This is a genomic window from Streptomyces sediminimaris (genome assembly GCF_047049295.1).
GTDB classification, from domain to species: Bacteria; Actinomycetota; Actinomycetes; order Streptomycetales; family Streptomycetaceae; genus Streptomyces; species Streptomyces sediminimaris.
Genome location: NZ_JBJWOT010000001.1, coordinates 4657607 through 4682883, shown reverse-complemented (window position 1 = coordinate 4682883; position 25277 = coordinate 4657607). Strand labels below are relative to the sequence as shown.

Genomic DNA, 25277 nt, shown 5'->3' with positions numbered 1-25277 from the left:
CGGTTCGCCAGCCGCGATGGCATTCAATCACTTAACGGCAGGCGTGCACGACGCCTTGGTCCCATTGTCCGTCACGCCGGTGACACACTCGGTGCCGATGGCCAAGAATCACCGATCCGATCGATCCCCGACGGGGCCCGCCTCCCGGCCGGAACCGGGCGCGGTCCTGGGCCGGCTCGCCTCCGGGCCGAGCCGGGCTTCGCGCATCACTCATACGGAGCACTTGCCCCCACGCGAGGGCCGCCATGCCCTCTGGCCTGATCGGATTCGCCCGGAGGTCGTCGCGGCGGTGCGGGCCTGCGGCATCGAGCACCCCTGGGCCCACCAGGCACGCGCCGCCGAGCACGCCCTGGACGGCGACTCGGTGGTCGTCGCCACGGGCACGGCGTCGGGCAAGTCCCTGGCCTATCTGGTCCCGGTGCTCTCCACCCTCCTGGACGGTTCCGAGGCCCCGAACGGCCGCGGCGCCACCGCGCTCTACCTGGCCCCGACGAAAGCTCTCGCGGCCGATCAGTGCCGATCGGTGAAGGAACTTTCACAACCCCTGGAAAATGCCGTCCGACCCGCGGTGTACGACGGAGACACCCCGTTCGAGGAACGCGAGTGGGTCCGCCAGTACGCCAACTACGTCCTCACCAACCCGGACATGCTGCACCGCGGCATACTCCCCTCCCACCCCCGCTGGTCCTCCTTCCTGAAGTCGCTGAAGTACGTCGTCATCGACGAGTGCCACACCTACCGGGGCGTCTTCGGCTCCCATGTCGCCCAGGTGCTGCGGCGGCTGCGCCGCCTGTGCGCCCGCTACGGCGCCTTCCCGGTCTTCCTGCTCGCCTCCGCGACGGCCGCGGAGCCCTCGGTGGCCGCCCGCCGCCTGACCGGCCTGCCGGTGGCCGAGGTGGCCGACGACGCCTCCCCGCGCGGTGAGCTGGTGTTCGCCCTGTGGGAACCCCCGCTCACGGAGCTGCGGGGCGAGAAGGGCGCCCCGGTCCGCCGCACCGCCACCGCCGAGACGGCCGACCTGCTCACCGACCTCACCGTGCAGGGCGTCCGCTCGGTCGCCTTCGTGCGCTCCCGGCGCGGCGCCGAGCTGATCTCCGTGATCGCCCAGGAACGCCTGGCCGAGGTCGACCGCCCCCTGGCCCGCCGCGTGGCGGCCTACCGCGGCGGCTATCTCCCCGAGGAACGCCGCGCCCTCGAACAGGCCCTGCACTCGGGCGAACTCCTCGGCCTCGCCGCGACCACCGCCCTCGAACTCGGCATCGACGTCTCCGGGCTGGACGCCGTGCTGATCGCCGGTTACCCGGGCACGCGCGCGTCCCTGTGGCAGCAGGCGGGGCGCGCCGGACGCGCCGGCCAGGGCGCACTGGCCGTCCTCGTCGCCCGCGACGACCCCCTGGACACCTTCCTCGTGCACCACCCCGAGGCTCTGTTCGACCAGCCCGTGGAGTCCACGGTCCTCGACCCCGACAACCCCTACGTCCTGGCCCCGCACCTGTGCGCGGCCGCCGCGGAACTTCCGCTCACCGACGAGGACTTCGCGCTCTTCGGTCCCGCCTGCGAGGAGCTGCTCCCCCAGCTGGAGGCCGCGAAGCTGCTGCGCCGCCGTACGAAGGCCTGGCACTGGACGCGCCGGGAGCGGGCCGCCGACCTGACCGACATCCGCGGCGAGGGCGGCCGCCCGGTCCAGGTCGTCGAGTCCGGCACGGGCCGCCTGCTCGGCACGGTCGACGCGGGCGCCGCCCACACGACCGTCCACGAGGGCGCGGTCCACCTCCACCAGGGCCGTACGTACCTGGTCCGCTCCCTGGACCTGGAGGACTCCGTCGCCCTGGTCGAGCAGGCCGGCCCGTCGTACTCCACGGTCGCCCGCGACACGACGTCCATCACCGTCCTGGAGACCGACACCGAGATCCCCTGGGGCTCCGGCCGCCTCTGCTACGGCTCCGTCGAGGTCACCAACCAGGTCGTCTCCTTCCTGCGCAGGCGTCTCGTCACCGGCGAAGTGCTCGGCGAGACGAAACTCGACCTCCCTCCCCGTACGCTGCGCACCCGCGCGGTGTGGTGGACGGTGACCGAGGACCAGCTCGACGAGGCCCGGATCGGCCCGGAGATCCTCGGCGGCGCCCTGCACGCCGCCGAGCACGCCTCCATCGGCATGCTGCCGCTCTTCGCCACCTGCGACCGCTGGGACATCGGCGGCGTCTCCGTCCCGCTCCACCCCGACACGCTCCTGCCCACGGTCTTCGTCTACGACGGCCACCCGGGCGGCGCGGGATTCGCCGAACGCGCCTTCCACACCGCCCGGGCCTGGCTCACCGCCACCCGCCGGGCCATCGCCTCCTGCGAGTGCGAGGCCGGCTGCCCGTCCTGCATCCAGTCCCCCAAGTGCGGCAACGGCAACGACCCGCTGCACAAGAGGGGGGCCGTCCGGCTGCTGACGGTGCTGCTGCGGGGAGCGCCGGGGGAGACGGCCGAGCCGGAGCCGGTCACGGGGGCCCCGCCCGCGCCCTGACCCGCGCCGCGAACGGCCCCCGTCCCGACGCCACCGTCACGTCCGACACCTCGCCGACGACCACGCAGCGCACCAGCCGGGAACTCTGCGCCCGGGCCAGCCGCCCGGCCCCGGCACAGGCCGCCGGAGCGCCGTCCGCCCAGTGGTCCGCGGCGGCCAGCGCCGCGAGGTCCGCGGCGGCGGCCGCGCGGTGGCGGACCACGACCGCCTGCCCCAGGGCCAGCACGACACCGAACACCACGCACAGCACGGCGATCGCAGCCACGCTCCAGACGGTTGCGGAACCACGGTCGCCGCCCCGCGCCCACCGCACCCGTCCCCCGCAGCCGGGCCTCACGTCCCCGCCCCCGCCGTCTGCTCCGCCCGAGCCGCGGCCCCCGCCGTCCGCTCCACCTCAGCCACGGCCTCCTCCCGCACGTCGAAGGGCAGGCCGTGCAGCACCGGCGGCCGCGCCACCACGACCACGCGGACCCGGTCCCCCTCGCGCTCGACCGTCACCCGTGCTCCCCGCGGGGCCGCCGCACGGGTCAGCTCGACCACCGACCCGGGCGGATCCTGCCGGGCCGCCGCACGCGCCCCCGTCCGCGCCGCGTCCACGCACCGGATCTGCGCGGCGACCACCAGCAGCCCCCACACCAGTGCCGTCGTGAACATCACCAGCACAGGCAGCACGACGGCCGACTCCGCCGTCACGAACCCGCTGTCCGTGCCCCTCCTGGGTCCTTTCGGTCCCCGCTCACATCCGTGCATCGAGCGCCCGTTCCACGATGCCCTGCAGCTCCGCGCCGACCTGCCCGCTCGTCACCACCTTGTAGAGGACCACCGCGAACGCGACCGCCGCCACGATCCCCATCGCGTACTCCGAGGTGACCATCCCCGCGTCCCTGCGCGCCGCCCTGATCCCGCACACCAGCGTCCGTACCGCATTGCTCATCCCGACCCCCGTGAGGTTCCGTTCCATTGCCCAACCGCCGCGTCGAGCGCCGCTCGCCGCCGACCGTCCCCGCTCCGTCATCCACCACCCCCGCCCAGCACCCCGCCCGCGAGTCCGATCACCACGGGCAGTACGCCGACCGCGACGAAGGCGGGCAGGAAGCACAGCCCCACCGGTGCGGTGACCATGACGGCCGCCCGCCGCGCCCGTGCCGTCGCCGTACGGGCCCGGTCGGCGCGGACGTCGGCCGCGAGCCGCGCGACCGGCGTGGCGGCGGGCAACCCGGACACGTCGGCCCGCTCCAGCAGCCGTGCCAGGGCGTGCGCGCCGGGCAGCGCGGCCAGCTCGCGCCAGGCCCCGGCCGGATCGCCGCCGAGCCGCACCTCGGCCGCGCCCCGCGCCAGCGCGTCCCCGGCAGGACCGCCCAGGGCCTCGCCCACGGCCCGCGCCGCGAACACGGGCCCCGCTCCGGCGGCGATGCAGGCGGCCACCAGGTCGGCGGCGAGCGGCAGCTGCCGGGCCGCCTCAGCCCGGTCGCATGCCTCCGCGCCCTGCGCGGCCGCCTGTCTCCCGCGCCACCGCCACCACGCGCCCGCGACGGCCAGCCCCAGCACGACGCCGCCCAGTCCGCCGGCCACGACCCACCCGGCGCACACCAGCCCCGCCGCGGACAGCCACCGCCGCGCGGCGTCCGGTGACCCGGGACGCGCCCCGCGGCGCGTCTCCCCGGCGCCCGCCTGCAGTGCGGCCGGCCGCCGCGCCACCCTCCGCTCCCGCCGTACCTGCGCCAGCCGGCGCAGCAGCCACCCGGACACGAGCAGAACCCCCAAGGCCTCCCCCAGCCTGTGGACGACTTCCGCGCTCATGCCGCCTCCGCCCGCCGTACGATCCCCATCGCCCACCACAGCCCCAGGCCCTCCAGCACACCGCCGACGCACAGACAGCCCAGCCCGGCGCCGGTGTGCAGCAGCACCCGCAGCGGATCGGCACCGAGAGCGGCACCGAGAGCGAGGCCCAGCACCGGCAGGCCGGCGAGCATGACCGCGGTGGACCGCGGGCCCGCCAACTGAGCGCGCAGATCGGCGCGTTGGTCCCGCTCCGCCCGCAACGCCGCTTCGAGCCGGTCGAGCCCGGCCGCGAGGCCCGCGCCCTGGTCCACGGCCACCCGCCAGCACACGGCGAGCCCCAGCAGCCCCTCGGCGCCCGGCTGCCGGGCCGCCGCGGCGAGCGCCCCCGGCACGTCGCCGCCGAACCGCGCCGCCGCCAGCACCGCGGCCCGCGCGTCCGCGAGCCCGCCCGAGTACCGCGCCGCGCTCGGCAGCGCCTCGCCCGGCTGCCGCCCGGCCCGCACCTCCCCGGCGAGCGCCCCGCACAGCGCGATCACCGCGTCCCCGCGGCGCTCCCGCGCCCGCCGCGCCCGCGCGGCCAGCCTCAGCCGGCGCAGCAACGGCACCCCGGCCGCCCCCGCGACGACCGGCAGCGGTGACCTGCCCAGCACCGCCAGCAGCACCCCGGCGGCCAGCGCCCACCACTCCGGTCGCAGCCGCCCTCGGATCCGCCGCAGTCCACCGGCCACGTCCCACCGGGCCGGCGGCCCGTCGGCCACCGCCGCGCCGTTAGCGAACAGCAGCCGCGCCCGCCGCGCCCCGGAGTGCCGCCCGCTCATCAGCACGGCCGCCGCACCGGCACACATCGCGGCGGCGCCCACCGCCGTGCCGCCCATCCCCGTCATCGTTCCCCCTCCTCGCCCAGCAGCCTCCGCAGCCGCTCCCAGCCGCGCTCACGCGCGAACGCCTGCGCGCCCCACCGCAGCGCCGGCACCGTCCGCACCAGGCCCGACGGATCCCGCTCCAGCACATGCACCTCGGCGATCCGCCGCCGCCCGGACCGGTCGCGCACCAGATGCAGGACGACCGACAGTGCCGCCGCCAACTGGCTGTGCAGCGCCGCCCGGTCGAGCCCGGCCGCCGTGCCGAGCGCCTCCAGCCGCGCCGGCACGCCGGCGGCCGCATTGGCGTGCAGCGTGCCGCAGCCGCCTTCGTGCCCCGTGTTCAGCGCTGCGAGCAGATGCAGCACTTCGGGCCCTCGCACCTCGCCCACGACCAGCCGGTCCGGCCGCATCCGCAGCGCTTGGCGTACGAGGTCCTGCAGCGTGACGGCTCCCGCGCCCTCCTGGTTGGCGGGTCTGGTCTCGAGGCGGACGACATGCGGATGGTCCGGCCGCAGCTCCGCCGAGTCCTCCGCGAGCACGATCCGCTCGCCGGGTCCGACCCGGCCCAGCAAGGCGCTCAGCAGCGTCGTCTTGCCGCTGCCGGTGCCGCCGCTGATCAGGAAGGACAGCCGGGCCTCGATCAGCGCCCGCAGCAGGTCTTCCCCGCCCGGCGGCACCGTGCCCGCCGCGACCAGTTCGTCGAGGGTGAACGCCCGGGGCCGTACGACACGCAGCGACAGGCAGGTGCAGCCCACGGCCACCGGCGGCAGCACGGCGTGCAGCCGCGTCCCGTCGGGAAGGCGGGCGTCGACCCACGGCCGGGCGTCGTCCAGGCGCCGGCCGGCCACCGCGGCCAGACGCTGTGCGAGCCGTCGCACCGCCCCCGCGTCCGGGAAGGCGACCGGTGTCAGCTCCAGTCCGCCGCCCCGGTCCACCCAGACCCGGTCCGGGGCCGTCACCAGCACGTCGCTCACCGCCGGATCGGCGAGCAGCGCCTCCAGCGGCCCGCTGCCGACCAGTTCGCAGCGCAACAGCTCGGCCGCGCCCAGGACCTCGGTGTCCCCGAGCACCCGCCCCCGCTCCCGCAACGCCTGCGCCACGCGCGCGGGTGTCGGCTCGGCCCCGCTCTCGACCAGCCACTGCCGCACGCCGTCCAGCAGTCCGGGCGGCATGTCCGGTCCCTGCGCCGGAGCCGCCGCACGAGCCTGCCGCCACAGCGCCCGCGGCGCCTTCGCGCCGGTGCTCACGCGGCACCCGCCTCGGTGAGACACCGCTCCCAGAACTCCTTGCAGAAGCGGGCGAGGGGTCCGCGTCCACCGGCCGCCGGCGGCGTCCCGCCCTCACCCGGGCGCAGCAGGGACGGCTCCACGGGCAGCCGGCCGGCCAGGGGCAGTCCGAGCAGCCGGGCCACCTCGCGGTCGTCGAGTCCGGGCGCGTACGGCCCCCGTACCGCGACCCGCAGGTCGCGCAGGACCATGCCGACGGCGGACGCCACCCGTCCGGCCGCCGCCACGGCGCGCAGTTCTCCGGGGACCACCAGCAGGGCGAGGTCGAGCTGGGCGAGCGCCTCGGCGACTCCGTCGTCGACGCGGCGCGGCAGGTCGACGACCACCGTGCCGCCGCGTCGCCGGGCCGCGGCCAGTACCGCCCGCACGGCCTGGGGCGGGACGGCGACGCGGTCACCGCGGTCCCAGCTGAGCACACGCAGGGAGTGGAGCTCGGGCAGCGACTCCTCCAGGGCGCCGCCGCCGACCCTGCCGCGGGAGGCGGCGAAGGCGGGCCAGCGCAGTCCCTCGGCGCTCTCGCCGCCGAGGAGGACGTCCAGTCCGCCGCCCAGTGGATCGGCGTCCACGAGGAGGGTGCGCAGCCCCTCCCGCGCGGAGGTGACGGCGAGGGCGCACGCGAGCGTGGACGCCCCGGCCCCGCCGCGCCCGCCGAGGACCCCCACCGTGAGGGCGGGCCGGCCCACTCCCTCGACCACGTCCGCGATGCGGTCGACCAGCCACTGCTCGCCGTCGGGCAGCACCAGGACGTGGTCGGCGCCGATCTCGACGGCCCGGCGCCAGACGCCGGAGTCGTCCTGGTCGCGGCCGACCAGCACCACTCCTCGTCGACGCACGGCCCCGCGCACCCGGCGCGCGGCGTCGTCGCCGACCAGGACGAGCGGTGCGGCCTCCCAGCCGCCCGCGCGCTCCGGGACCGAGTGGTGCACCTCGGGTGTCGCGCCCGCCGCCGCGCACAGGCGCAGCAGGTCGTCGAGCAGGTCGGCGTCCTCCGTGACGATCAGTGGTCCGGCCTGCCGCCCCGAGGCGGCGGACGGTGGTTCGTGTGTGACGGCTCCGGTCACGGTTTCCATCCCCCTTCGCTGCGTCTGTCGCCCAGCCCCTTCGGCCACGCGATTCCCAAACGTCTGAAGAACCGGCAACCGGACTTCATGTGAAGTCCGATAGGAACCGGCCAAACTCGTCCGACAAACCGGAACCGGCCATGAACTCGGTCCGAGGTGCGGCGCGTTTGAATCACCGTGCAGCGGTCCGGGAAATCGTGTGGATCTTGGTCGATAACTGTGGACAACTCGGCGGCTGTGAATACCGCCGTCACCCTTACCGGTGAACACCGCACCGGCCCCCGTGCGACTGCCGCAGAGCAGCACGACAGCTACGCAGAGTGACGGATCGTGGGCAGGGCTACGAGGCGGCCGCTGTCGCCGGACAGCGGCCGCACAACCGCGTGAAAAGAGGAAAAACCCACCCGGACATGCGACGACCCCCACCGGGGGGGAGAGTGGGGGTCGTCTCCACGGCCGACTCGGGGGGGGGAGGAGCCGGACCGGGTTAGCACGGTCGCGAACGATCCGTGACTTCCATGGTGTACCCGAGAGCCTTCTCAGGCAAACCCACGCGCCCCACCTTACGCCGAATGGGCTGCGCCTATGCTCAGGGATGTGGAAAACCACTCCTTGCCCCGCACAGCGGCCTTCTTTGACCTGGACAAGACGGTCATTGCGAAGTCGAGCACGCTCACGTTCAGCAAGTCGTTCTACCAAGGCGGACTGATCAACCGCAGGACCGCCTTGCGTACCGCATATGCCCAGTTCGTCTTCCTCCTGGGCGGCGCCGACCACGACCAGATGGAGCGTATGCGCGAGCAGATCTCCGCCATGTGCCGCGGCTGGAACGTCCAGCAGGTCAGGGAGATCGTCGCCGAGACCCTGCACGACCTGATCGACCCGATCATCTACGACGAGGCCGCCTCCCTCATCGAGGAGCACCACACCGCCGGCCGCGACGTCGTCATCGTGTCGACGTCCGGCGCCGAGGTGGTGGAGCCGATCGGCGAGCTGCTCGGCGCGGACCGCGTGGTGGCGACACGCATGGTCGTGGGCGAGGACGGCTGCTTCACCGGCGAGATGGAGTACTACGCCTACGGCCCCACGAAGGCCGAGGCCGTCAAGGAGCTGGCGCTCTCCGAGGGCTACGACCTCGAGCGCTGCTATGCCTACAGCGACTCGGCGACCGACCTGCCGATGCTGCAGGCGGTGGGTCATCCCTACGCCGTGAACCCCGATCGCGCACTGCGCCGCGAGGCGCTCGCGCGCGGGTGGACGATCCTCGACTTCCACCGTCCGGTCCGGCTCAAGCAGCGGATCCAGGGCTTCTCCGTACCGCCCCGTCCGGCCCTCGTCGCGGCCGCCGCGATAGGTGCTGCCGCGGCCACCGCCGGTCTCGTCTGGTACGCCAGCCGCCGCCGGGCGATGCCCCTCTGAGCCGATCGTCTCGGCGGAGGCGACCGCAACACCGGCAACGGCCGGGGGGATCCGGCCCGTCCGGACCCCGTTCGGCCCATCGGCGCCCGTTTGCAACCTATTTGAGACCAAAAGTAAAGAAGTACAGCGAGGGGTTCCGCTTGCTTCGGTCCTGGAGTACAAAGGGGTTGACGGCCCGCGAGACCAAGGACATCCGAGAGGATCACCTTAAAACCGCATATGGCCCCACGGACCGAGCATGCACACCGGGCACCCACGCGACGTCGACCCGTCGATTACGGGCCAGCCGCACCAGGTGACGGGCAACGTCCCGACCTGATGGGCAACTTATCGAGGACGCCTGGTAACCCGGTGAGCATGTGAGCGGCGGTACGAATCCTCGTACCGCCGCACTCCTTTTGCGCGGCCCCCTACGCCGCCCCTCGCTGCAACGCCTCGCACACGGCCGTCGATTCACGCGCGCCCAGCTCGACCGCCCTGCCGCAGTGGGCGATCCAGGCGGCCATCCCCTCGGGCGTCCCGGAGACGTATCCCTCGAGCGCGGCGAGGTAGGCGGCCCGGCCCAGTTCGGCGTGGCCCGCCTCCGCCGGGCAGACCGACTTCGGGTCGAGGCCACTGCCCACCAGGACGATGCGCTCGGCGGTGCGCGCGACCAGGCCGTTGTGGGACGCGAAGGGGCGCAGCGCGAGCAGTTCGCCGTGGACGACGGCGGCCATGACCAGGGCGGGGGCGGAGCTGCCCGCGATGACCAGCTCGGACAGGCCCTCCAGCCTGCCGTGCGCCTCGCCGGCGCCCGGCAGGTCCAGCTCGATCAGCGGCTCGTCCACCGGCTCGCCCGCCTGCCGCGGACGCCCGACCTCGTCGCCGTCGGTCGCGGCGGCCACCAGGTGCAGCCGGGCGAGGACCCGCAGGGGCGACTGCCGCCAGATGGACAGCAGTTGGCCCGCCTCGGCGGTCAGCCGCAGGGCCGCGCCCATCACGCGCGCGTCCTCCTCGCCGCTGAAGTCGCTGCGCCGGCGCACCTCCTCCAGGGCCCAGTCGGCGCCGGACAGCGCCGCGGAACCGCGGGCGCCGCGCAGCGCAGCCTCGGAGGTGATCTCGTTGCTGCGGCGCCGCATCACCCGGTGCCCGTAGACCCGGTCCACGGCCTTGCGGACGGACTCCACGGACTCGGCCACCCCGGGCAGTGAGCCCAGAGCCGCGAGCGGATCGGCGGTCGCGCCTGTCGTACTCATGAGTACGACACTAGCCACACCGGGGGCGCACCCCACGATTGAGTGGTCTTCCTCACGCGCGTCTGCCACATACAGCTATCACTCGACTACTCTTCGTGAACATGAAAATTGCTTTCGTCGGGAAGGGCGGCAGCGGCAAGACGACCCTGTCCTCCCTGTTCGTCCGCCATCTCGCGGCCGCCTCGGCGCCGGTCGTCGCGGTGGACGCGGACATCAACCAGCACCTGGGCGCCGCGCTCGGCCTCGACGAGGCGGAGGCCGCCGCGCTGCCCGCGATGGGCGACCGGCTGCCGCTGATCAAGGAGTACCTGCGCGGCTCCAACCCGCGGATCGCCTCCGCCGAGACGATGATCAAGACCACGCCGCCCGGCGAGGGCTCGCGGCTGCTGCGCGTGCGCGAGGACAACCCGGTCTACGACGCCTGCGCCCGGCCGGTGGAACTCGAGGGCACCGCCGTCCGTTTGATGGTCACCGGCCCCTTCACCGAGGCCGACCTGGGGGTCGCCTGCTACCACTCCAAGACGGGAGCGGTGGAGCTGTGCCTGAACCACCTGGTGGACGGCCGTGACGAGTACGTCGTGGTGGACATGACGGCCGGCTCGGACTCCTTCGCCTCCGGCATGTTCACCCGCTTCGACATCACGTTCCTCGTCGCCGAGCCGACCCGGAAGGGGGTCTCCGTCTACCGCCAGTACAAGGAGTACGCCCGTGACTTCGGTGTCGTGCTGAAGGTCGTGGGCAACAAGGTGCAGGGCCCAGACGACCTCGACTTCCTGCGTGCCGAGGTGGGTGAGGACCTGCTGGTGAGCGTCGGCCACTCGGACTGGGTGCGCGCCATGGAGAAGGGCCGCCCGCCCCGGTTCGAGCTCCTGGAGGACGCCAACCACCGTGCCCTGCGCGCCCTGCGGATCGCCGCGGACGCGACCTACGACCTGCGCGACGCGGAGCGCTACACGCGGCAGATGGTGCACTTCCACCTGAAGAACGCGCACGCCTGGGGCAACGCGCGGACGGGGGCCGACCTGGCGGCACAGGTCGACCCCGGGTTCGTGCTGGGCGGGGGCGTCGGCGCCGCCGTGTGAGGAGGGGTTACCGCTTGGCCGGCGGCGCCCCGGGCGCGCCCTTGGGGGCCGGGGCGGAGCCGGCCGACAGATAGTGGGCCCAGCCCTGCTTCGGGGCCTCACCGACGTTCAGGTCGCGCAGCTTCGCCAGCACCTTCGGATCCTGGGCGTCCAGCCAGTCGGCGAGCTGGTGGAAGGACACGCAGCGCACGTCGGGCTTGTTGCAGACCTTCTCCACGACTTCCTCGACGGCCCGCATGTAGGTGCCGCCGTTCCACGACTCGAAGTGGTTGCCGAGGATCAGGGGCGCGCGGTTGCCGTAGTAGGCGCGGCGGAAGCCCTTGAGCAGGCCGTCGCGCATCTGGTCGCCCCAGTAGTCGTACTTGTCGGGGTCACCCTGGGTCTGGGTGCCGGACTGATTGACCATGAAGTTGTAGTCCATGCTGAGCTGCTCGTAGGAGTGGCCGGGGAAGGGCACGAGCTGCATGGACAGGTCCCACAGCCGGCCCTTCTTCTTCGGCCAGACCTGCTCGTTGACCCCGCTGGTGTCGTAGCGGAAGCCCATCTGGCTCGCGGCCCGCATGAAGTTCTTCTGGCCCTCCAGGCAGGGCGTGCGCGCGCCGATGAGCTCCTTGTCGTAGTCGAAGGGCAGCGGCGCCGCCTTCGTCATGCCGGTGTTGGTCTTCCAGGTCTTGACGAACTGCTTGGCCTGCGAGATCTCGCTCTTCCACTCGGCGACCGACCACTCGCCCACCCCGCCGTTCTTGCCGCAGAAGTGGCCGTTGAAGTGGGTGCCGATCTCGTTGCCCTCCAGCCACGCCAGGCGCAGCTGCTTCACGGTGTCGGCGATGCCCTTCTCGTCGTTGAAGCCGATGTCGGAGCGGCCCGGCGAGTGCTGCGGCGGCTTGTACAGGTCGCGCTTCTCCTTCGGCAGCATGTACACGCCGCTGAGGAAGAACGTCATCGTCGCGTGGTTGGCCTTGGCGACCTTGCGGAAGTGGGAGAACAGCTTCTGGCTGTCCTCGCCCGCGCCGTCCCAGGAGAAGACGACGAACTGCGGTGGCTTCTGGCCGGGCTTGAGCCGCTTCGGTCTCGGCAGGTGCGGCTGGGCTCCGGTGTACGCGGTGGAGCCGTCGCCGATCAGCCGGACGACGCTCCCCGGCGCCCGGGGAGGTTTGACCTTCTGCGGACCGGGAGCACCGTCCTTGTGACCGTCGGAGCCGAGCGCGCAGCCGGCGACGGACGCGGCACAGGCCGCAGCGATCATGGCGCCCGTGGTGATCCTGTGGGTGGCGGCCATGTTCCGCTCACCTTCTTCCTTCTCTCAAGACCAACGCCTATGAGGCGTTTTCTGGTGGTCTGCCGGGCAGGCCCGACAGCGCCGCCAAGGTCGCACGAGGCCGAGAAGGAATTAGTACGACAAGCCGATGAAATAACCGCTTCACTCATTGGAATGAAGCAATACCCCATTTGCCAGGAAAATCTATGCCCGCCCTTTACTCTGAATTACGATCTATTTACTGAGTGTTTACGGACACCGCCGTGACCCGAGGAGGACGGGAACCATGTCAGCCTGTGCCCCGACCCAGCCCACCGATCCGGCCCGGACCGAGCGCCTCCACCAGCCCCACAGCCCACCGCCGGGCCCGCACCGCCGCCCCCGCATCGCCGGAGCCGACCTGTCGGCCTCGATCGCCGTCTTCCTGATCGCCCTCCCCCTGTCCCTGGGCATCGCCCTCGCCACCGGGGCGCCGCTCCAGGCAGGCCTGGTCGCCGCGGCGGTCGGCGGGCTCGTCGCCGGGTCGATCGGCGGCTGTCCGCTGCAGGTCAGCGGACCCGCCGCGGGGCTCACGGTGGTCACCGCGGACCTCATCCACCAGTACGGCTGGCGCACGACCTGCGCCATCACGGTCCTCGCCGGCCTCGCCCAGCTCGGCCTGGGCTGCCTGCGCGTGGCGCGCTCGGCGCTCGCCGTCAGCCCCGCCATCGTGCACGGCATGCTCGCCGGCATCGGCGTGACGATCGCCGTCGCCCAGGCACACATCGTCCTCGGCGGGACTCCGCAGAGCTCGGTGCTCGCCAACCTCCGGGCACTGCCCGCCCAGTTGGCGGACGTGCACCCCGCCGCCGTGGCCGTCAGCGCGCTGACCCTCACGCTGCTGCTGCTCTGGCCGCGGATCCCCGGCCGGGCGGGGCGCGCGCTGCGCAGGATCCCCGGCGCGCTCGTCTCCGTGGCCGGCGCCACCGTGGCCGCCGCGCTCGCCGGGCTGAGCCTGCCCAGGGTCGACCTGCCGTCCTGGAGCAGCCACGCCCTGGCCGGGCTCCCCGAGGGCCCGGTGCTGGGCCTGGCCGCCGCCGTGCTCAGCACCACTCTCGTGTGCAGCGTGCAGTCGCTGCTCGGGGCGGTCGCCGTGGACAAGCTGGTGGCCGCGCGGCCCGGCCCGGCCACCCGGATTCGCCGCGCCGACCTGAACCGCGAACTGCTCGGGCAGGGCGCCGCCAACATCGTCTCCGGCTCACTCGGCGGGCTGCCCGTGGCCGGCGTGGCCGTGCGCAGTTCGTCGAATGTCAAAGCGGGTGCCGTGAGCCGGCACTCGACCATGCTGCACGGCGTTCTCGTAGTGATCGCCGCACTGCTGATGGTCCCGCTGCTGGAGCGGGTCCCGCTCGCCGCACTCGCCGCCCTGGTGATGGCCGTCGGCATCCAGATGGTGTCTCTGCACCACATCCGCACGGTGACCCGCCACCGCGAGGTGCCGGTGTACGCCGTCACCACCCTCGGCGTCGTGTGCCTCGGTGTCCTGCAGGGGGTGGCCCTGGGGATCGCCGTGGCCGTCGCCGTCGCCCTGCGCCGCCTCGCCCGCACCCGTATCACGCACGAGGAGAGGGAGGCGGTCCACCACGTCAGGGTCCGGGGCCAGCTCACCTTCCTCGCGGTGCCGCGGCTCAGCCGGGTCCTGCACCTCGTGCCCCAGGGCGCGCACGCCGTCGTGGAGCTGGACGGGTCGTTCATGGACCACGCGGCGTACGAGTCACTGCAGGACTGGCGGAACACCCACACCGCACGGGGCGGCTCCGCCGAGGTCACGGGGCGCAGAACCGGTGCGCGCGGCACCGGGACCGCGCCTCGTACGGGGGCCGGGGAGCGGCGGGACGGCTCCTCCCTGGACTGCCGCTGCCGCCCCTGGACGCCGTGGCGCAACCACCGGTGCGAGGGCCCCGGATCCGCACCCTCCACCGACGCCGCCGACGCCGCCGGCGCGCTCGACGGGCCGGACGGGCCGGACAGCCATCGCGACCGTCGCCCCGGACACCAGCTGGTGCGCGGCATCAGCGCGTTCCAGCGCAACACCGCACCACGCGTACGGGACGAGCTGGCCCGTCTGGCCCGGGAGGGGCAGCAGCCGTCCCAGCTCTTCCTCACCTGCGCCGACTCCCGTGTCGTCACCTCGATGATCACCTCCAGTGGTCCCGGCGACCTGTTCGTGGTGCGCAACGTGGGCAATCTCGTCCCGCTGCCGGGCGGGGAGGGCGACGACTCGGTGGCGGCGGCGATCGAGTACGCGGTGGACGTACTCAAGGTGCGGTCCATCACGGTGTGCGGGCACTCCGGATGCGGAGCCATGCAGGCGCTGCTCACCGCCGGACCCGGCGGCGCCGCCACCCCGCTCGGGCGGTGGCTGCGGCACGGGCTGCCGAGCCTGGAGCGCGTGGCCGACGGCGGCCGGCCCCCGGCCCGGCTCGCGGACCGGGACCCGGCCGACGCGGTCGAGCGGCTCTGTCTGGCCAACGTGGTGCAGCAGCTGGAGCACCTGCGCGCGCATGAGTCGGTGGCCCGCGCCCTGCGGGAGCACGCGCTGGAGCTGCACGGGATGTACTTCCAGGTGGGCGAGGCGCAGGCCTATCTGCTCGCGGGGGCGGACGGTGACGAGGTGTTCGGCCATGTGGCGGCGGCCGGGCTGTCCGGCACGCCAGGGCCGGGAAAGATGTGATCGTCTCCGTGCCGCACCGGAGAGCCGGGGTGACGGGCTGGGATGTGAGAGGCGTTACAAAGGCTGAACTCCGTCTCTGCGGGGTCCGTGGGTACGGATGACGCCGCGAGCCGCAGCACCACCGAAAGGTCTAAACCAATTTCCCGTCGACCCTTGTCATCGGCCCCCCGGGTCTGATGAGCTGTGGCCCAGGACACAACGGACACCCTGAGAAAGGGAGATGTCGTGAGCAACGAAAGCCTGGCCAACCTCTTGAAGGAGGAGCGACGCTTCGCGCCGCCGGCCGACCTGGCCGCGAACGCCAACGTCACCGCGGACGCGTACGAACAGGCCAAGGCTGACAGGCTCGGCTTCTGGGCCGAGCAGGCACGTCGGCTGACCTGGGCGAAGGAGCCCACTCAGACGCTGGACTGGTCGAACCCGCCGTTCGCCAAGTGGTTCGCCGACGGCGAGCTCAACGTCGCGTACAACTGCGTCGACCGCCATGTCGAGGCGGGGCACGGCGACCGGGTCGCCATCCACTTCGAGGGCGAGCCCGGCGACAGCCGCGCCATCACCTACGCCGAGCTCAAGGACGAGGTCGGCAAGGCCGCCAACGCCCTGCTGGAGCTGGGCGTGCAGAAGGGCGACCGGGTCGCCGTCTACATGCCGATGATCCCCGAGACGGCGATCGCGATGCTGGCGTGCGCCCGGATCGGCGCCGCTCACTCGGTGGTCTTCGGCGGCTTCTCCGCCGACGCGCTCGCCACCCGTATCCAGGACGCCGACGCGCGCGTGGTCATCACCTCCGACGGCGGCTACCGCCGGGGCAAGCCCTCCGCGCTCAAGCCGGCCGTCGACGACGCCGTCGCGCGGCTGGACAACGTCAGCCATGTGCTCGTGGTCCGCCGCACCGGCCAGGAGGTCGCCTGGAACGAGGGCCGGGACGTGTGGTGGCACGAGCTGGTCGACCGGCAGCCGGCCGAGCACACCCCGGAGGCGTTCGACGCCGAGCACCCGCTGTTCATCCTGTACACGTCGGGTACGACGGGGAAGCCGAAGGGCATCCTGCACACCTCCGGCGGCTACCTCACCCAGACCGCGTACACCCACCACGCCGTCTTCGACCTGAAGCCCGAGACGGACGTGTACTGGTGCACGGCCGACGTCGGCTGGGTCACCGGGCACTCGTACATCGTCTACGGGCCGCTGGCCAACGGCGCCACCCAGGTCATGTACGAGGGCACCCCGGACACCCCGCACCAGGGCCGCTTCTGGGAGATCGTGCAGAAGTACGGGGTGACGATCCTGTACACGGCGCCGACCGCGATCCGCACGTTCATGAAGTGGGGCGACGACATCCCCGCGAAGTTCGACCTCTCCAGCCTCCGTGTCCTGGGTTCCGTCGGCGAGCCGATCAACCCCGAGGCCTGGATCTGGTACCGCCAGAACATCGGCGCCGGCACCACCCCGGTCGTCGACACCTGGTGGCAGACCGAGACCGGCGCGATGATGATCTCGCCGCTGCCCGGCGTCACCGCGGCCAAGCCCGGCTCCGCGCAGACCCCGCTGCCCGGCATCTCCGCGACCGTCGTCGACGACGAGGCCAACGAGGTGCCCAACGGCGGCGGCGGTTACCTGGTGCTCACCGAGCCCTGGCCGTCGATGCTGCGCACCATCTGGGGCGACGACCAGCGGTTCATCGACACCTACTGGTCGCGCTTCGAGGGCAAGTACTTCGCGGGCGACGGCGCCAAGAAGGACGACGACGGCGACATCTGGCTGCTGGGCCGCGTCGACGACGTCATGCTCGTCTCCGGCCACAACATCTCCACCACCGAGGTCGAGTCGGCCCTCGTGTCGCACCCGTCGGTCGCCGAGGCGGCCGTCGTCGGCGCCACGGACGAGACCACCGGGCAGGCCATCGTCGCCTTCGTGATCCTGCGCGGCACGGCCGCCGAGACCGAGAGCCTGGTCGGCGAGCTGCGCGACCACGTCGGCGCCACCCTCGGCCCGATCGCCAAGCCCAAGCGGATCCTGCCGGTCGCGGAGCTGCCCAAGACCCGCTCCGGCAAGATCATGCGGCGTCTGCTGCGCGACGTCGCCGAGAACCGCCAGCTCGGCGACGTGACGACGCTGACGGACTCCACGGTCATGGACCTCATCCAGGCCAAGCTCCCCTCGGCGCCGAGCGAGGACTGAGCGCCCGGCGGGAGTAGAGGCGGGAAAACACGCACGGCGAGGAAGGGCACCCGGCGGCAGACGCGCCGGGTGCCCTTTTCGCGCCTAACGTGGGGATCGCCGGATTCATCCGCCCGCACCTTAGGTAAACTAAGCAAAGGTGCGCCGGGAAGTCTGGTCGGCAAGTAGCCCGTCCTGCCCACCGACCGGAGGTCCGCACCGTGGCCGTGCCCCGCCCCACCCCTGCCCGCAAGGTTCTCGGGCGTCTGTCCCTGCCCGAGCGGACCTTCGTCGCGGACGCGCTGCGCACCGAGACGGTCGGCGGCGTGCTGCTGCTCGTCGCCGCCGTCACCGCGCTGATCTGGGCGAACATACCGGCCCTGCACGGCGGTTACGAGAGCGTCAGCCACTTCCACTTCGGCCCCGGGGCGCTCGGCCTGAACCTCTCGGTCGCACACTGGGCCGCCGACGGGCTGCTCGCCGTGTTCTTCTTCGTCGCCGGCATCGAGCTCAAACGCGAACTGGTCGCCGGTGATCTCCGCGACCCCAAGGCGGCCGTACTGCCCGTCGTCGCGGCCCTGTGCGGGATGGCCGTACCGGCACTCGTCTACACCCTCACCAACCTCACCGGCCACGGCTCGCTCGCGGGCTGGGCGGTGCCCACCGCCACCGACATCGCCTTCGCGCTGGCGGTCCTCGCCGTCATCGGCACATCACTGCCGAGCGCCCTGCGGGCCTTCCTGCTGACCCTCGCCGTCGTCGACGACCTCTTCGCGATCCTGATCATCGCGGTCTTCTTCAGCAGCAGCATCCACCTCGCGGCGCTCGGCGGCGCCGTCGCGGGCCTGGCCGTGTTCTGGCTGCTGCTGCGCAGGGGCGTGCGCGGCTGGTACGTCTACGTCCCGCTCGCCCTCGTCATCTGGGGGCTGATGTACAACAGCGGCGTCCACGCCACCATCGCGGGCGTCGCGATGGGCCTGATGCTGCGCTGCCACCGCCACGAGGGGGAGGAGCACTCCCCCGGCGAGCACGTCGAGCATCTCGTACGACCCCTGTCGGCCGGTCTCGCCGTTCCCCTGTTCGCGCTCTTCAGCGCGGGTGTCACCGTCTCCCACCACTCGCTGGGCGATGTGTTCACCAAGCCGGAGACGCTGGGCGTGGTCCTCGGGCTCGTCGTCGGCAAGGCGCTCGGGATCTTCGGCGGCACCTGGCTCACGGCCCGCTTCACCAGGGCGTCCCTGAGCGAGGACCTCGCCTGGGCGGACGTGTTCGCCGTGGCGGCCCTCTCCGGCATCGGCTTCACCGTGTCGCTGCTGATCGGCGAGCTCGCCTTCGACGGGAACACCGTGATGACCGACGAGATCAAGGCGGCCGTCCTGACCGGATCGCTGATCGCGGCGGTTCTGGCGACGGTGCTGCTGAAGATACGCAACGCCAAGTACCGCAGGCTGTGCGAGGCCGAGGAGCGCGACGACGACCTCGACGGCGTCCCGGACATCTACGAGGAGGACGATCCGGCGTACCACCTGCGGATGGCGGCGATCCACGAGAGCAAGGCCGCCGAGCACCGCAGGCTCGCCGAAGTGAAGGCTTCCGAGCGACGCGCGCTTGCGGAAGTACCGGGCGGGGCAGGCGAGGACAACGACCGTCCGGCATGATCTGACGGGGCGGTACAAAAGGACCGCACACAGGCAGTACGGCAGAAGAGGGAGACCGCGATGAGCGCACCCGACGGCAGCCCGGTCGGCGCCGAACGCAGCATCGGTCAGCTGTTCGCCTCGGCGACGGCCGAGATGTCGGCGCTCGTGCACGACGAGATCGCGCTGGCCAAGGCGCAGCTCAAGCAGGACGTCAAGCGCGGCGCGACGAGCGGCGGCGCGTTCACGGTGGCCGGCGCCATCCTGGTGTTCTCGCTGCCCATGCTGAACTTCGCGCTGGCGTACGGCATCCACGCCTGGACCGGCGGGCACAACGGCCAGGGCGGCTGGAACCTCGGCTGGTGCTTCCTGCTGTCCTTCGCGGCCAACGTCCTCATCGCCGGTGTCCTCGCGCTGGTCGGCGTCGCCTTCGCGAAGAAGGCCAAGAAGGGCAAGGGCCCGCAGAAGGTCGCCGCGTCCATGAAGGAGACGGCGAACGTCCTGCAGAAGGCCAAGCCGCACCCCCGTCCCGAGCCCCGCGCCCTGGAGGAGCGCGCCCCCGAGGCCATCGAGGCTGTGGCACGCTCATCCTCATGACGGATCCCGCCACTCCTTCGGCGCAGCCGGCCTCGGTCGTACGGCCCGACATCCTCCCCGACGGGACGAAGCTGACACATCGCGACGTCGCCGCCAACGGCGCGCGCTTCCACATCGCCGAGGTCGGCGACGGGCCGCTCGTGCTGCTGCTGCACGGCTTCCCGCAGTTCTGGTGGGCCTGGCGGCATCAGCTGGCCGCCCTCGCCGACGAGGGCTTCCGGGCCGTCGCCATGGACCTGCGCGGCGTCGGCGGCAGCGACCGCACCCCGCGCGGCTACGACCCCGCGAACCTCGCGCTCGACATCACCGGCGTGATCCGTTCCCTGGGCGAGCCGGACGCCGCCCTGGTCGGCCACGACCTGGGCGGATACCTGGCCTGGACGGCGGCCGTGATGCGCCCCAAGCTCGTACGGCGGCTCGCGGTCGCCTCGATGCCGCACCCCCGGCGCTGGCGGTCGGCGATGCTCTCGGACGTCAGGCAGACGCGCGCCGGCTCCTACATCTGGGGGTTCCAGCGTCCCTGGATCCCGGAGCGGCAGCTGACCGCGGACGACGGCGCGCTCGTCGGCGAGCTGATCCGCGAGTGGTCCGGGCCGAACCCGGCCGACGACAAGACGCTGGAGACGTACCGGCGCGCGATGTGCGTCCCGTCCACCGCCCACTGCGCGATCGAGCCGTACCGCTGGATGGTCCGTTCGATGGCCCGCCCGGACGGCATCCAGTTCAACCGGCGGATGAAGCGGCCGCTGCGGGTGCCGACGCTCCATGTGCACGGCTCGCTCGACCCCGTGATGCGCACGCGGAGCGCCGCCGGGTCCGGCGAGTACGTCGAAGCGCCGTACCGCTGGCGGCTGTTCGACGGACTGGGCCACTTCCCGCACGAGGAGGATCCGGTCGCTTTCACCACAGAACTGGTCAATTGGCTGAAGGATCCCGAACCCGATCGGTGACCGTTTCGACGCGCCCGGTATCCGAACCGGAACACCTGTCCTGCGAACAGCCAATTGCCTGGCGCATAGGCCAATTGGGGGCCGTGGGAGCGGTTATCGACCTTGGGGCAGGGGCAGACGTCGGGGTATGGGCTGGACGCACGACTACAGTGACGCGGCACGTACCCGACGCTCGGCCGGCGGCCTGAGCTCCCACCAGCGGGGCGGCGCCCCGCAGATGACGAGCACCGACCTCAGGGTGGGCATCCCGCGCATCCTGCGCCGCCGGGCACGCTGGGTCTCCGTACGCCTGCGCCACACCCGAGGCTGACGACACCACCGGAGGGTGACGGCACCACCGGAGGGTGACGGCACCACCGGGCTGAGGGCCCCCGCTTCCGCGCGGGCTCAGAGGGCGCAGTTGTCGCTGTCCACCTGCTGGCTCGCCGTACGCCCCTTGGTGATGTCCTCCCGGATCTCGTCCGCGGTGAGCGCGTACCCGGTGTCGGCGTCGTCCAGGGACTTCGCGAAGACCACGCCGTAGACATTGCCTTCGGGCGTGAGCAGCGGGCCGCCGGAGTTGCCCTGGCGGACGGTCGTGTACAGCGAGTAGACGTCCCGGCGGACCGTGCCCCGGTGGTAGATGTCGGGGCCGTTGGCCGGGAGGCGGCCACGCACGCGGGCGGACCGGACGTCGTAGGAGCCGTTCTCCGGGAAGCCCGCGATGATCGCGCTGTCGCCGCTCCTGGCGTCCGTGGACGTGAACTTCAGGGTCGGCGCCCTGAGGCCGGGCACGTCGAGCACGGCGATGTCGCGGTGCCAGTCGTAGAGGACGACCTTCGCGTCGTACTTCCTGCCCTCGCCGCCTATCTGGACGGTGGGCTCGTCGACGCCGCCGACGACGTGGGCGTTGGTCATGACACGGCGGTCGGCGAAGACGAAGCCGCTGCCCTCCAGGACCTTGCCGCAACCGGGCGCGGTGCCCACGACCTTGACGATGGAGCGCTTCGCGCGCGTCACCACGGGGCTGTTGGCGAGCGCCGGGTCGGGGGGCCGGACGTCGTTGATCGGCTCGTTCGCGAACGGGCTGAAGACCTGCGGGAAGCCGTTCTGCGCGAGGACCGAGGAGAAGTCCGCGAACCAGGTGTCCGCCTGGTCGGGCAGGGCCCGGGAGACGCCGAGGAGCACCTTGGAGCCGCGCACCTCCTTGCCGAGGGTCGGCAGCGTGGTGCCCGCGAGTGCGGAGCCGATCAGCCATGCCACCAGGAGCATCGCGACGACGTTGACGAGGGCGCCGCCGGTCGCGTCCAGGGCGCGGGCCGGGGACCAGGTGATGTACCGGCGCAGCTTGTTGCCCAGATGGGTCGTCAGGGCCTGGCCGACCGAGGCGCAGACGATGACCACCACGACCGCGACGACGGCGGCGGTCGTGCTCACCTCGGCGTTGTCGGTCAGCGCGTCCCAGATGACGGGGAGGGTGTAGACGGCGACGAGGCCGCCGCCCAGGAAGCCGATCACCGACAGGATGCCGACGACGAAGCCCTGCCGGTAGCCCACGATCGCGAACCACACGGCGGCGACCAGCAACAGAATGTCCAGCACGTTCACCGGTTCGAGCCTCGCCTCATCACTCTGCGGTCACCTCGGGTCGGCCGGGGGCCGGCCCGCCGCGCGGCGACGATCCGATACGGCGCCCCCGGGAAGACACAGCACGGCAGACACCCTGTCATGACCGCCAGTCGAGCGGGACCTGCTTGTCGCGGTCCCACGGGCGTTCCCAGCCCGCGTAGTGCAGCACTCTGTCGATGATTCCGGCCGTGAAGCCCCACACCAGGGCGGATTCGACCAGGAATGCCGGACCCCGGTGGCCGCTGGGGTGGACGGTGGTCGCGCGGTTGTCGGGATGCGTGAGATCCGCCACGGGAACCGTGAAGACCCGCGCCGTCTCGTTGGGGTCGACGACCCCGACCGGCGTCGGCTCCCGCCACCAGCCCAGCACCGGGGTCACCACGAACCCGCTGACCGGGATGTACAGCCTGGGCAGCACCCCGAAGAGCTGGACGCCGGCCGGATCCAGCCCGGTCTCCTCCTCGGCCTCGCGCAGCGCGGCCCTGAGCGGCCCGTCGGCCTTCGGGTCGCCGTCCTCGGGGTCGAGGGCGCCTCCGGGGAAGGAGGGCTGGCCGGCGTGCGACCTGAGCGAGCTCGCCCGCTCCATCAGCAGCAGCTCGGGGCCGCGCTCGCCCTCGCCGAAGAGGACCAGTACGGCGGACTGCCGCCCCGCCCCGTTCTCCGGCGGCAGGAAGCGGCTCAGCTGGAGCGGCTGCACCGTCTCCACGACCCGCACCACCGGGTCCAGCCACTCGGGCAGCCCCTCCTTGCTGAGCGTCACCGGCCCACCCTGCGTGTCACTCGCGCGCGTCATCACACCCCCGTCCTGCCGGGTCCAACGTCCCGGGCCCCCGAGATCGTTCCTGAGCCGCCCGGGGCCCCGGCCCGGCGCGTCGCCATGCCCCTCTCCGGGGCCCCGGAGCGTCACCACGCACCTGTCCGGGGACCCGGCCCGTCACTACGCCCCTGTCCGGGGGCCGGGCGCGTCGCGGCGCCCGTCATCCGGCCCCCAGCGGCGGGGCCGGCTTCCCGCCCGCGTCGAGATACGACTGCGGGGGCCTGAGGCGCTGGCCCGGGAAGCCGCCCTTCTCGTACTTGAGCAGTTTCTTCGCCTTCTCCGGGTCCGTCTCGCCCTCGCCGAAAGCCGGGCAGAGCGGGGCGATGGGACAGGCCCCGCAGGCGGGCTTGCGGGCGTGGCAGATGCGGCGGCCGTGCCAGATCACGTGGTGCGAGAGGTCCGTCCAGTCGCTCCTGGGGAAGAGCGCGCCGACGGCGGCCTCGATCTTGTCCGGGTCGGTCTGGTCCGTCCACTGCCAGCGCCGCACGAGCCGCTGGAAGTGCGTGTCCACGGTGATGCCGGGCCGCCCGAAGGCGTTGCCGAGCACGACGAAGGCGGTCTTGCGGCCCACCCCGGGCAGCTTGACCAGGTCCTCGAGCCGGCCGGGGACCTCACCGCCGAACTGCTCCACCAGCGCCTTCGACAGCCCCATGACGGACTTGGTCTTGGCCCGGAAGAAGCCGGTCGGGCGGAGGATCTCCTCGACCTCCTCGGGGTTGGCCGCGGCCAGGTCCTCGGGGGTCGGGTACCTGGCGAAGAGAGCCGGCGTCGTCTGGTTGACCCGGAGGTCGGTGGTCTGCGCCGACAGGACCGTGGCGATCACGAGCTGGAAGGGGCTGTCGAAGTCCAGTTCCGGGTGGGCGTACGGATACACCTCGGCGAGTTCGCGGTTGATCCGGCGGGCGCGGCGGACCAGAGCGGTGCGCGACTCCTCCTTCGGCGGCCCGCCGACCGCCTTCGCGGGAGGGACGTCCCCGACCGCGGCCGTCGCCTTCTTGGGCGCGACGGTGGCCTTCTTGACCGCCGCCGTCTTTCGCACCGCGGAGGACGCCTTTTTCGCCACGGTCTTTTCCGCCTCCGACTTCTTCGCCGGGGACTTCTTCGCAGCGCTCTTCTGCGCAGCACTCTTCTTCGCAGCGCTCTTCTGCGCGGCGGACTTGTTCGCGGCGGGGTTCTTCCCGGCGGGTTGCTTCCCGGTGGTGTTCTTCGCGGCGGCCTTCTTCACCGGGGCGCTTTTCGTCTCTTTTGCCGGTTTTTCTCCGCCGCCGGTGTTCTGTTCGCCCACAGCGGAATCACGACGTACAACCACCCGCCCAGCCCCCTTGGCCTGTGCTCTCACCGGCGTTTTGGACACCCGGCCAGCCTAAAGCCCGGCACCGACATCCGCCCCGGACCCGGGGGATCGGCCCCCGATTGGACCCCTGCCGCTTACCCCGGGACAGGTGTGCGGCATCCTTGTGACAGATCACACTGTTTGGACCGTCCGGCAAAATGGGGAACACGGTCCCCTGGTACCAAGGGGGAGCAAGATCCCCTGAGCAGGTCGACAAGGAGAGTACTCGTGGACGACGTTCTGCGGCGCAACCCGCTCTTCGCGGCGCTCGACGACGAGCAGGCCGCGGAGCTTCGCGCCTCCATGAGTGAGGTGACCCTCGCGCGCGGTGACTCGCTCTTCCACGAGGGCGACCCCGGTGACCGGCTCTACGTCGTCACCGAGGGCAAGGTGAAGCTCCACCGCACCTCGCCCGACGGCCGCGAGAACATGCTCGCCGTCGTCGGCCCCAGCGAGCTGATCGGCGAGCTGTCGCTCTTCGACCCGGGCCCGCGGACCGCCACGGCCACCGCGCTGACCGAGGTCAAGCTCCTCGGTCTCGGCCACGGCGACCTCCAGCCCTGGCTGAGCGCCCGGCCCGAGGTCGCCGGCGCCCTGCTGCGCGCCGTCGCCCGCCGGCTGCGCAAGACCAACGACGCGATGTCCGACCTGGTCTTCTCCGATGTCCCCGGCCGTGTCGCCCGCGCCCTGCTGGACCTCTCACGCCGCTTCGGCGTGCAGTCCGAGGAGGGCATCCACGTCGTCCACGACCTGACGCAGGAAGAGCTGGCCCAGCTGGTCGGCGCCTCCCGCGAGACGGTCAACAAGGCGCTGGCGGACTTCGCCCAGCGTGGCTGGCTCCGCCTGGAGGCGCGAGCGGTGATCCTGCTGGACGTCGAGCGCCTCGCCAAGCGCTCCCGCTGACGCTTCCCACTGACGCTCGGTCCCGGCCGTTCCGGACGTCCTGGAGGCACGCCTCCGGCGC

At 72.5% G+C, this 25277-nt stretch carries 22 protein-coding genes; 10 read left to right on the top strand and 12 right to left on the bottom strand.

Annotation, left to right across the window (positions count from 1 at the left end; translation table 11 throughout):
* Positions 1–16 precede the first annotated feature (16 nt).
* Positions 17–2512: a DEAD/DEAH box helicase gene (locus ACJ9NR_RS21785; protein ID WP_412493642.1), complete on the top strand. Its 2496-nt coding sequence runs from the start codon at positions 17–19 to the stop codon at positions 2510–2512.
* On the opposite strand, the gene ACJ9NR_RS21780 is transcribed toward ACJ9NR_RS21785, so the two are convergent.
* The 7 genes from ACJ9NR_RS21780 to ssd form a co-directional block, all read right to left on the bottom strand.
* Positions 2487–2777 carry an Rv3654c family TadE-like protein gene (locus tag ACJ9NR_RS21780; RefSeq protein ID WP_412493643.1) on the bottom strand — a complete coding sequence of 97 codons (291 nt, stop codon included), beginning with the start codon at positions 2775–2777 and terminating at the stop codon, positions 2487–2489. The genes ACJ9NR_RS21785 and ACJ9NR_RS21780 overlap by 26 nt on opposite strands.
* 68 nt (positions 2778–2845) lie before the next feature.
* The gene (locus tag ACJ9NR_RS21775; RefSeq protein ID WP_412493644.1) at positions 2846–3262 is read right to left on the bottom strand and encodes a TadE family type IV pilus minor pilin; all 417 of its coding nucleotides are present in this window, start codon (positions 3260–3262) and stop codon (positions 2846–2848) included.
* Positions 3249–3446 carry a DUF4244 domain-containing protein gene (locus ACJ9NR_RS21770; RefSeq protein WP_412493645.1) on the bottom strand — a complete coding sequence of 66 codons (198 nt, stop codon included), beginning with the start codon at positions 3444–3446 and terminating at the stop codon, positions 3249–3251. The genes ACJ9NR_RS21775 and ACJ9NR_RS21770 overlap by 14 nt, the downstream gene beginning before the upstream one ends.
* Before the next feature lie 77 nt (positions 3447–3523).
* A complete protein-coding gene (locus ACJ9NR_RS21765) occupies positions 3524–4312 on the bottom strand; it encodes a type II secretion system F family protein (protein WP_412493646.1) in 789 nt (262 codons plus the stop codon).
* Positions 4309–5178 carry a type II secretion system F family protein gene (locus ACJ9NR_RS21760; protein ID WP_412493647.1) on the bottom strand — a complete coding sequence of 290 codons (870 nt, stop codon included), beginning with the start codon at positions 5176–5178 and terminating at the stop codon, positions 4309–4311. Before ACJ9NR_RS21760 ends, ACJ9NR_RS21765 begins: the two co-directional genes overlap by 4 nt.
* The gene (locus ACJ9NR_RS21755) at positions 5175–6329 is read right to left on the bottom strand and encodes a TadA family conjugal transfer-associated ATPase (protein ID WP_412493818.1); all 1155 of its coding nucleotides are present in this window, start codon (positions 6327–6329) and stop codon (positions 5175–5177) included. The genes ACJ9NR_RS21760 and ACJ9NR_RS21755 overlap by 4 nt, the downstream gene beginning before the upstream one ends.
* Before the next feature lie 71 nt (positions 6330–6400).
* Entirely contained in the window at positions 6401–7513 is a 1113-nt protein-coding gene (gene ssd, locus ACJ9NR_RS21750) for a septum site-determining protein Ssd (protein WP_412493648.1), read from the bottom strand.
* Between the two features lie 576 nt (positions 7514–8089).
* Between ssd and ACJ9NR_RS21745 the strand changes: the two genes are divergently transcribed.
* Complete coding sequence (locus tag ACJ9NR_RS21745) at positions 8090–8923, top strand: HAD family hydrolase (RefSeq protein WP_412493649.1); 834 nt, start codon at positions 8090–8092, stop codon at positions 8921–8923.
* A 410-nt stretch (positions 8924–9333) separates the two neighbouring features.
* On the opposite strand, the gene ACJ9NR_RS21740 is transcribed toward ACJ9NR_RS21745, so the two are convergent.
* Positions 9334–10158, bottom strand: coding sequence for a Fic family protein (locus ACJ9NR_RS21740; protein ID WP_412493650.1), 825 nt, complete (start codon positions 10156–10158; stop codon positions 9334–9336).
* A 101-nt stretch (positions 10159–10259) separates the two neighbouring features.
* Here ACJ9NR_RS21740 and ACJ9NR_RS21735 point away from each other — a divergent pair, with 101 nt between their 5' ends.
* Entirely contained in the window at positions 10260–11240 is a 981-nt protein-coding gene (locus ACJ9NR_RS21735; protein WP_412493651.1) for an ATP-binding protein, read from the top strand.
* Positions 11241–11247: 7 nt separating this feature from the next.
* Here the strand turns inward: ACJ9NR_RS21735 and ACJ9NR_RS21730 are convergent, their stop codons facing one another.
* Positions 11248–12519, bottom strand: coding sequence for a polysaccharide deacetylase family protein (locus ACJ9NR_RS21730; RefSeq protein ID WP_412493652.1), 1272 nt, complete (start codon positions 12517–12519; stop codon positions 11248–11250).
* A gap of 265 nt (positions 12520–12784) precedes the next feature.
* Here ACJ9NR_RS21730 and ACJ9NR_RS21725 point away from each other — a divergent pair, with 265 nt between their 5' ends.
* The 6 genes from ACJ9NR_RS21725 to ACJ9NR_RS21700 all read left to right on the top strand — a co-directional run bounded on the left by ACJ9NR_RS21725 (position 12785) and on the right by ACJ9NR_RS21700 (position 20865).
* A complete protein-coding gene (locus ACJ9NR_RS21725) occupies positions 12785–15211 on the top strand; it encodes a SulP family inorganic anion transporter (protein WP_412493653.1) in 2427 nt (808 codons plus the stop codon).
* Between the two features lie 225 nt (positions 15212–15436).
* Positions 15437–17392 carry an acetate--CoA ligase gene (gene acs, locus ACJ9NR_RS21720; protein WP_412493654.1) on the top strand — a complete coding sequence of 652 codons (1956 nt, stop codon included), beginning with the start codon at positions 15437–15439 and terminating at the stop codon, positions 17390–17392.
* Positions 17393–17592: 200 nt separating this feature from the next.
* Complete coding sequence (gene nhaA / locus ACJ9NR_RS21715; protein ID WP_412493655.1) at positions 17593–19029, top strand: Na+/H+ antiporter NhaA; 1437 nt, start codon at positions 17593–17595, stop codon at positions 19027–19029.
* Between the two features lie 60 nt (positions 19030–19089).
* The gene (locus ACJ9NR_RS21710) at positions 19090–19605 is read left to right on the top strand and encodes a phage holin family protein (protein ID WP_412493656.1); all 516 of its coding nucleotides are present in this window, start codon (positions 19090–19092) and stop codon (positions 19603–19605) included.
* Positions 19602–20555, top strand: coding sequence for an alpha/beta fold hydrolase (locus ACJ9NR_RS21705; protein ID WP_412493657.1), 954 nt, complete (start codon positions 19602–19604; stop codon positions 20553–20555). Before ACJ9NR_RS21710 ends, ACJ9NR_RS21705 begins: the two co-directional genes overlap by 4 nt.
* Positions 20556–20682: 127 nt before the next feature.
* Positions 20683–20865, top strand: a complete 183-nt coding sequence (locus tag ACJ9NR_RS21700) for a hypothetical protein (RefSeq protein WP_412493658.1) — start codon at positions 20683–20685, stop codon at positions 20863–20865.
* Between the two features lie 77 nt (positions 20866–20942).
* On the opposite strand, the gene ACJ9NR_RS21695 is transcribed toward ACJ9NR_RS21700, so the two are convergent.
* The 3 genes from ACJ9NR_RS21695 to nth form a co-directional block, all read right to left on the bottom strand.
* Entirely contained in the window at positions 20943–22142 is a 1200-nt protein-coding gene (locus ACJ9NR_RS21695) for a MarP family serine protease (RefSeq protein WP_412493659.1), read from the bottom strand.
* A 118-nt stretch (positions 22143–22260) separates the two neighbouring features.
* Positions 22261–22956, bottom strand: coding sequence for an NUDIX hydrolase (locus ACJ9NR_RS21690; protein WP_412493660.1), 696 nt, complete (start codon positions 22954–22956; stop codon positions 22261–22263).
* Between the two features lie 184 nt (positions 22957–23140).
* Positions 23141–24205, bottom strand: coding sequence for an endonuclease III (gene nth / locus ACJ9NR_RS21685; RefSeq protein WP_412493661.1), 1065 nt, complete (start codon positions 24203–24205; stop codon positions 23141–23143).
* Between the two features lie 336 nt (positions 24206–24541).
* Here nth and ACJ9NR_RS21680 point away from each other — a divergent pair, with 336 nt between their 5' ends.
* The gene (locus ACJ9NR_RS21680) at positions 24542–25216 is read left to right on the top strand and encodes a Crp/Fnr family transcriptional regulator (protein WP_115906767.1); all 675 of its coding nucleotides are present in this window, start codon (positions 24542–24544) and stop codon (positions 25214–25216) included.
* The last annotated feature ends 61 nt before the right edge of the window (positions 25217–25277 follow it).

What these genes read in the sequence shown, in the direction of transcription:
- ACJ9NR_RS21775 (WP_412493644.1), bottom strand. Translation starts at nt 3,262, where the DNA reads ATGCACGGATGTGAGCGGGGACCGAAAGGACCCAGGAGGGGCACGGAC.
- ACJ9NR_RS21765 (WP_412493646.1), bottom strand. Translation starts at nt 4,312, where the DNA reads ATGAGCGCGGAAGTCGTCCACAGGCTGGGGGAGGCCTTGGGGGTTCTG.
- ACJ9NR_RS21700 (WP_412493658.1), top strand. Translation starts at nt 20,683, where the DNA reads ATGGGCTGGACGCACGACTACAGTGACGCGGCACGTACCCGACGCTCG.
- ACJ9NR_RS21705 (WP_412493657.1), top strand. Translation starts at nt 19,602, where the DNA reads ATGACGGATCCCGCCACTCCTTCGGCGCAGCCGGCCTCGGTCGTACGG.
- ACJ9NR_RS21745 (WP_412493649.1), top strand. Translation starts at nt 8,090, where the DNA reads ATGCTCAGGGATGTGGAAAACCACTCCTTGCCCCGCACAGCGGCCTTC.
- ACJ9NR_RS21735 (WP_412493651.1), top strand. Translation starts at nt 10,260, where the DNA reads ATGAAAATTGCTTTCGTCGGGAAGGGCGGCAGCGGCAAGACGACCCTG.
- ACJ9NR_RS21760 (WP_412493647.1), bottom strand. Translation starts at nt 5,178, where the DNA reads ATGACGGGGATGGGCGGCACGGCGGTGGGCGCCGCCGCGATGTGTGCC.
- ACJ9NR_RS21755 (WP_412493818.1), bottom strand. Translation starts at nt 6,329, where the DNA reads ATGCCGCCCGGACTGCTGGACGGCGTGCGGCAGTGGCTGGTCGAGAGC.
- ACJ9NR_RS21710 (WP_412493656.1), top strand. Translation starts at nt 19,090, where the DNA reads ATGAGCGCACCCGACGGCAGCCCGGTCGGCGCCGAACGCAGCATCGGT.
- ACJ9NR_RS21730 (WP_412493652.1), bottom strand. Translation starts at nt 12,519, where the DNA reads ATGGCCGCCACCCACAGGATCACCACGGGCGCCATGATCGCTGCGGCC.
- ACJ9NR_RS21725 (WP_412493653.1), top strand. Translation starts at nt 12,785, where the DNA reads ATGTCAGCCTGTGCCCCGACCCAGCCCACCGATCCGGCCCGGACCGAG.
- ACJ9NR_RS21770 (WP_412493645.1), bottom strand. Translation starts at nt 3,446, where the DNA reads ATGAGCAATGCGGTACGGACGCTGGTGTGCGGGATCAGGGCGGCGCGC.
- ACJ9NR_RS21785 (WP_412493642.1), top strand. Translation starts at nt 17, where the DNA reads ATGGCATTCAATCACTTAACGGCAGGCGTGCACGACGCCTTGGTCCCA.
- ssd (WP_412493648.1), bottom strand. Translation starts at nt 7,513, where the DNA reads ATGGAAACCGTGACCGGAGCCGTCACACACGAACCACCGTCCGCCGCC.
- ACJ9NR_RS21690 (WP_412493660.1), bottom strand. Translation starts at nt 22,956, where the DNA reads ATGACGCGCGCGAGTGACACGCAGGGTGGGCCGGTGACGCTCAGCAAG.
- ACJ9NR_RS21740 (WP_412493650.1), bottom strand. Translation starts at nt 10,158, where the DNA reads ATGAGTACGACAGGCGCGACCGCCGATCCGCTCGCGGCTCTGGGCTCA.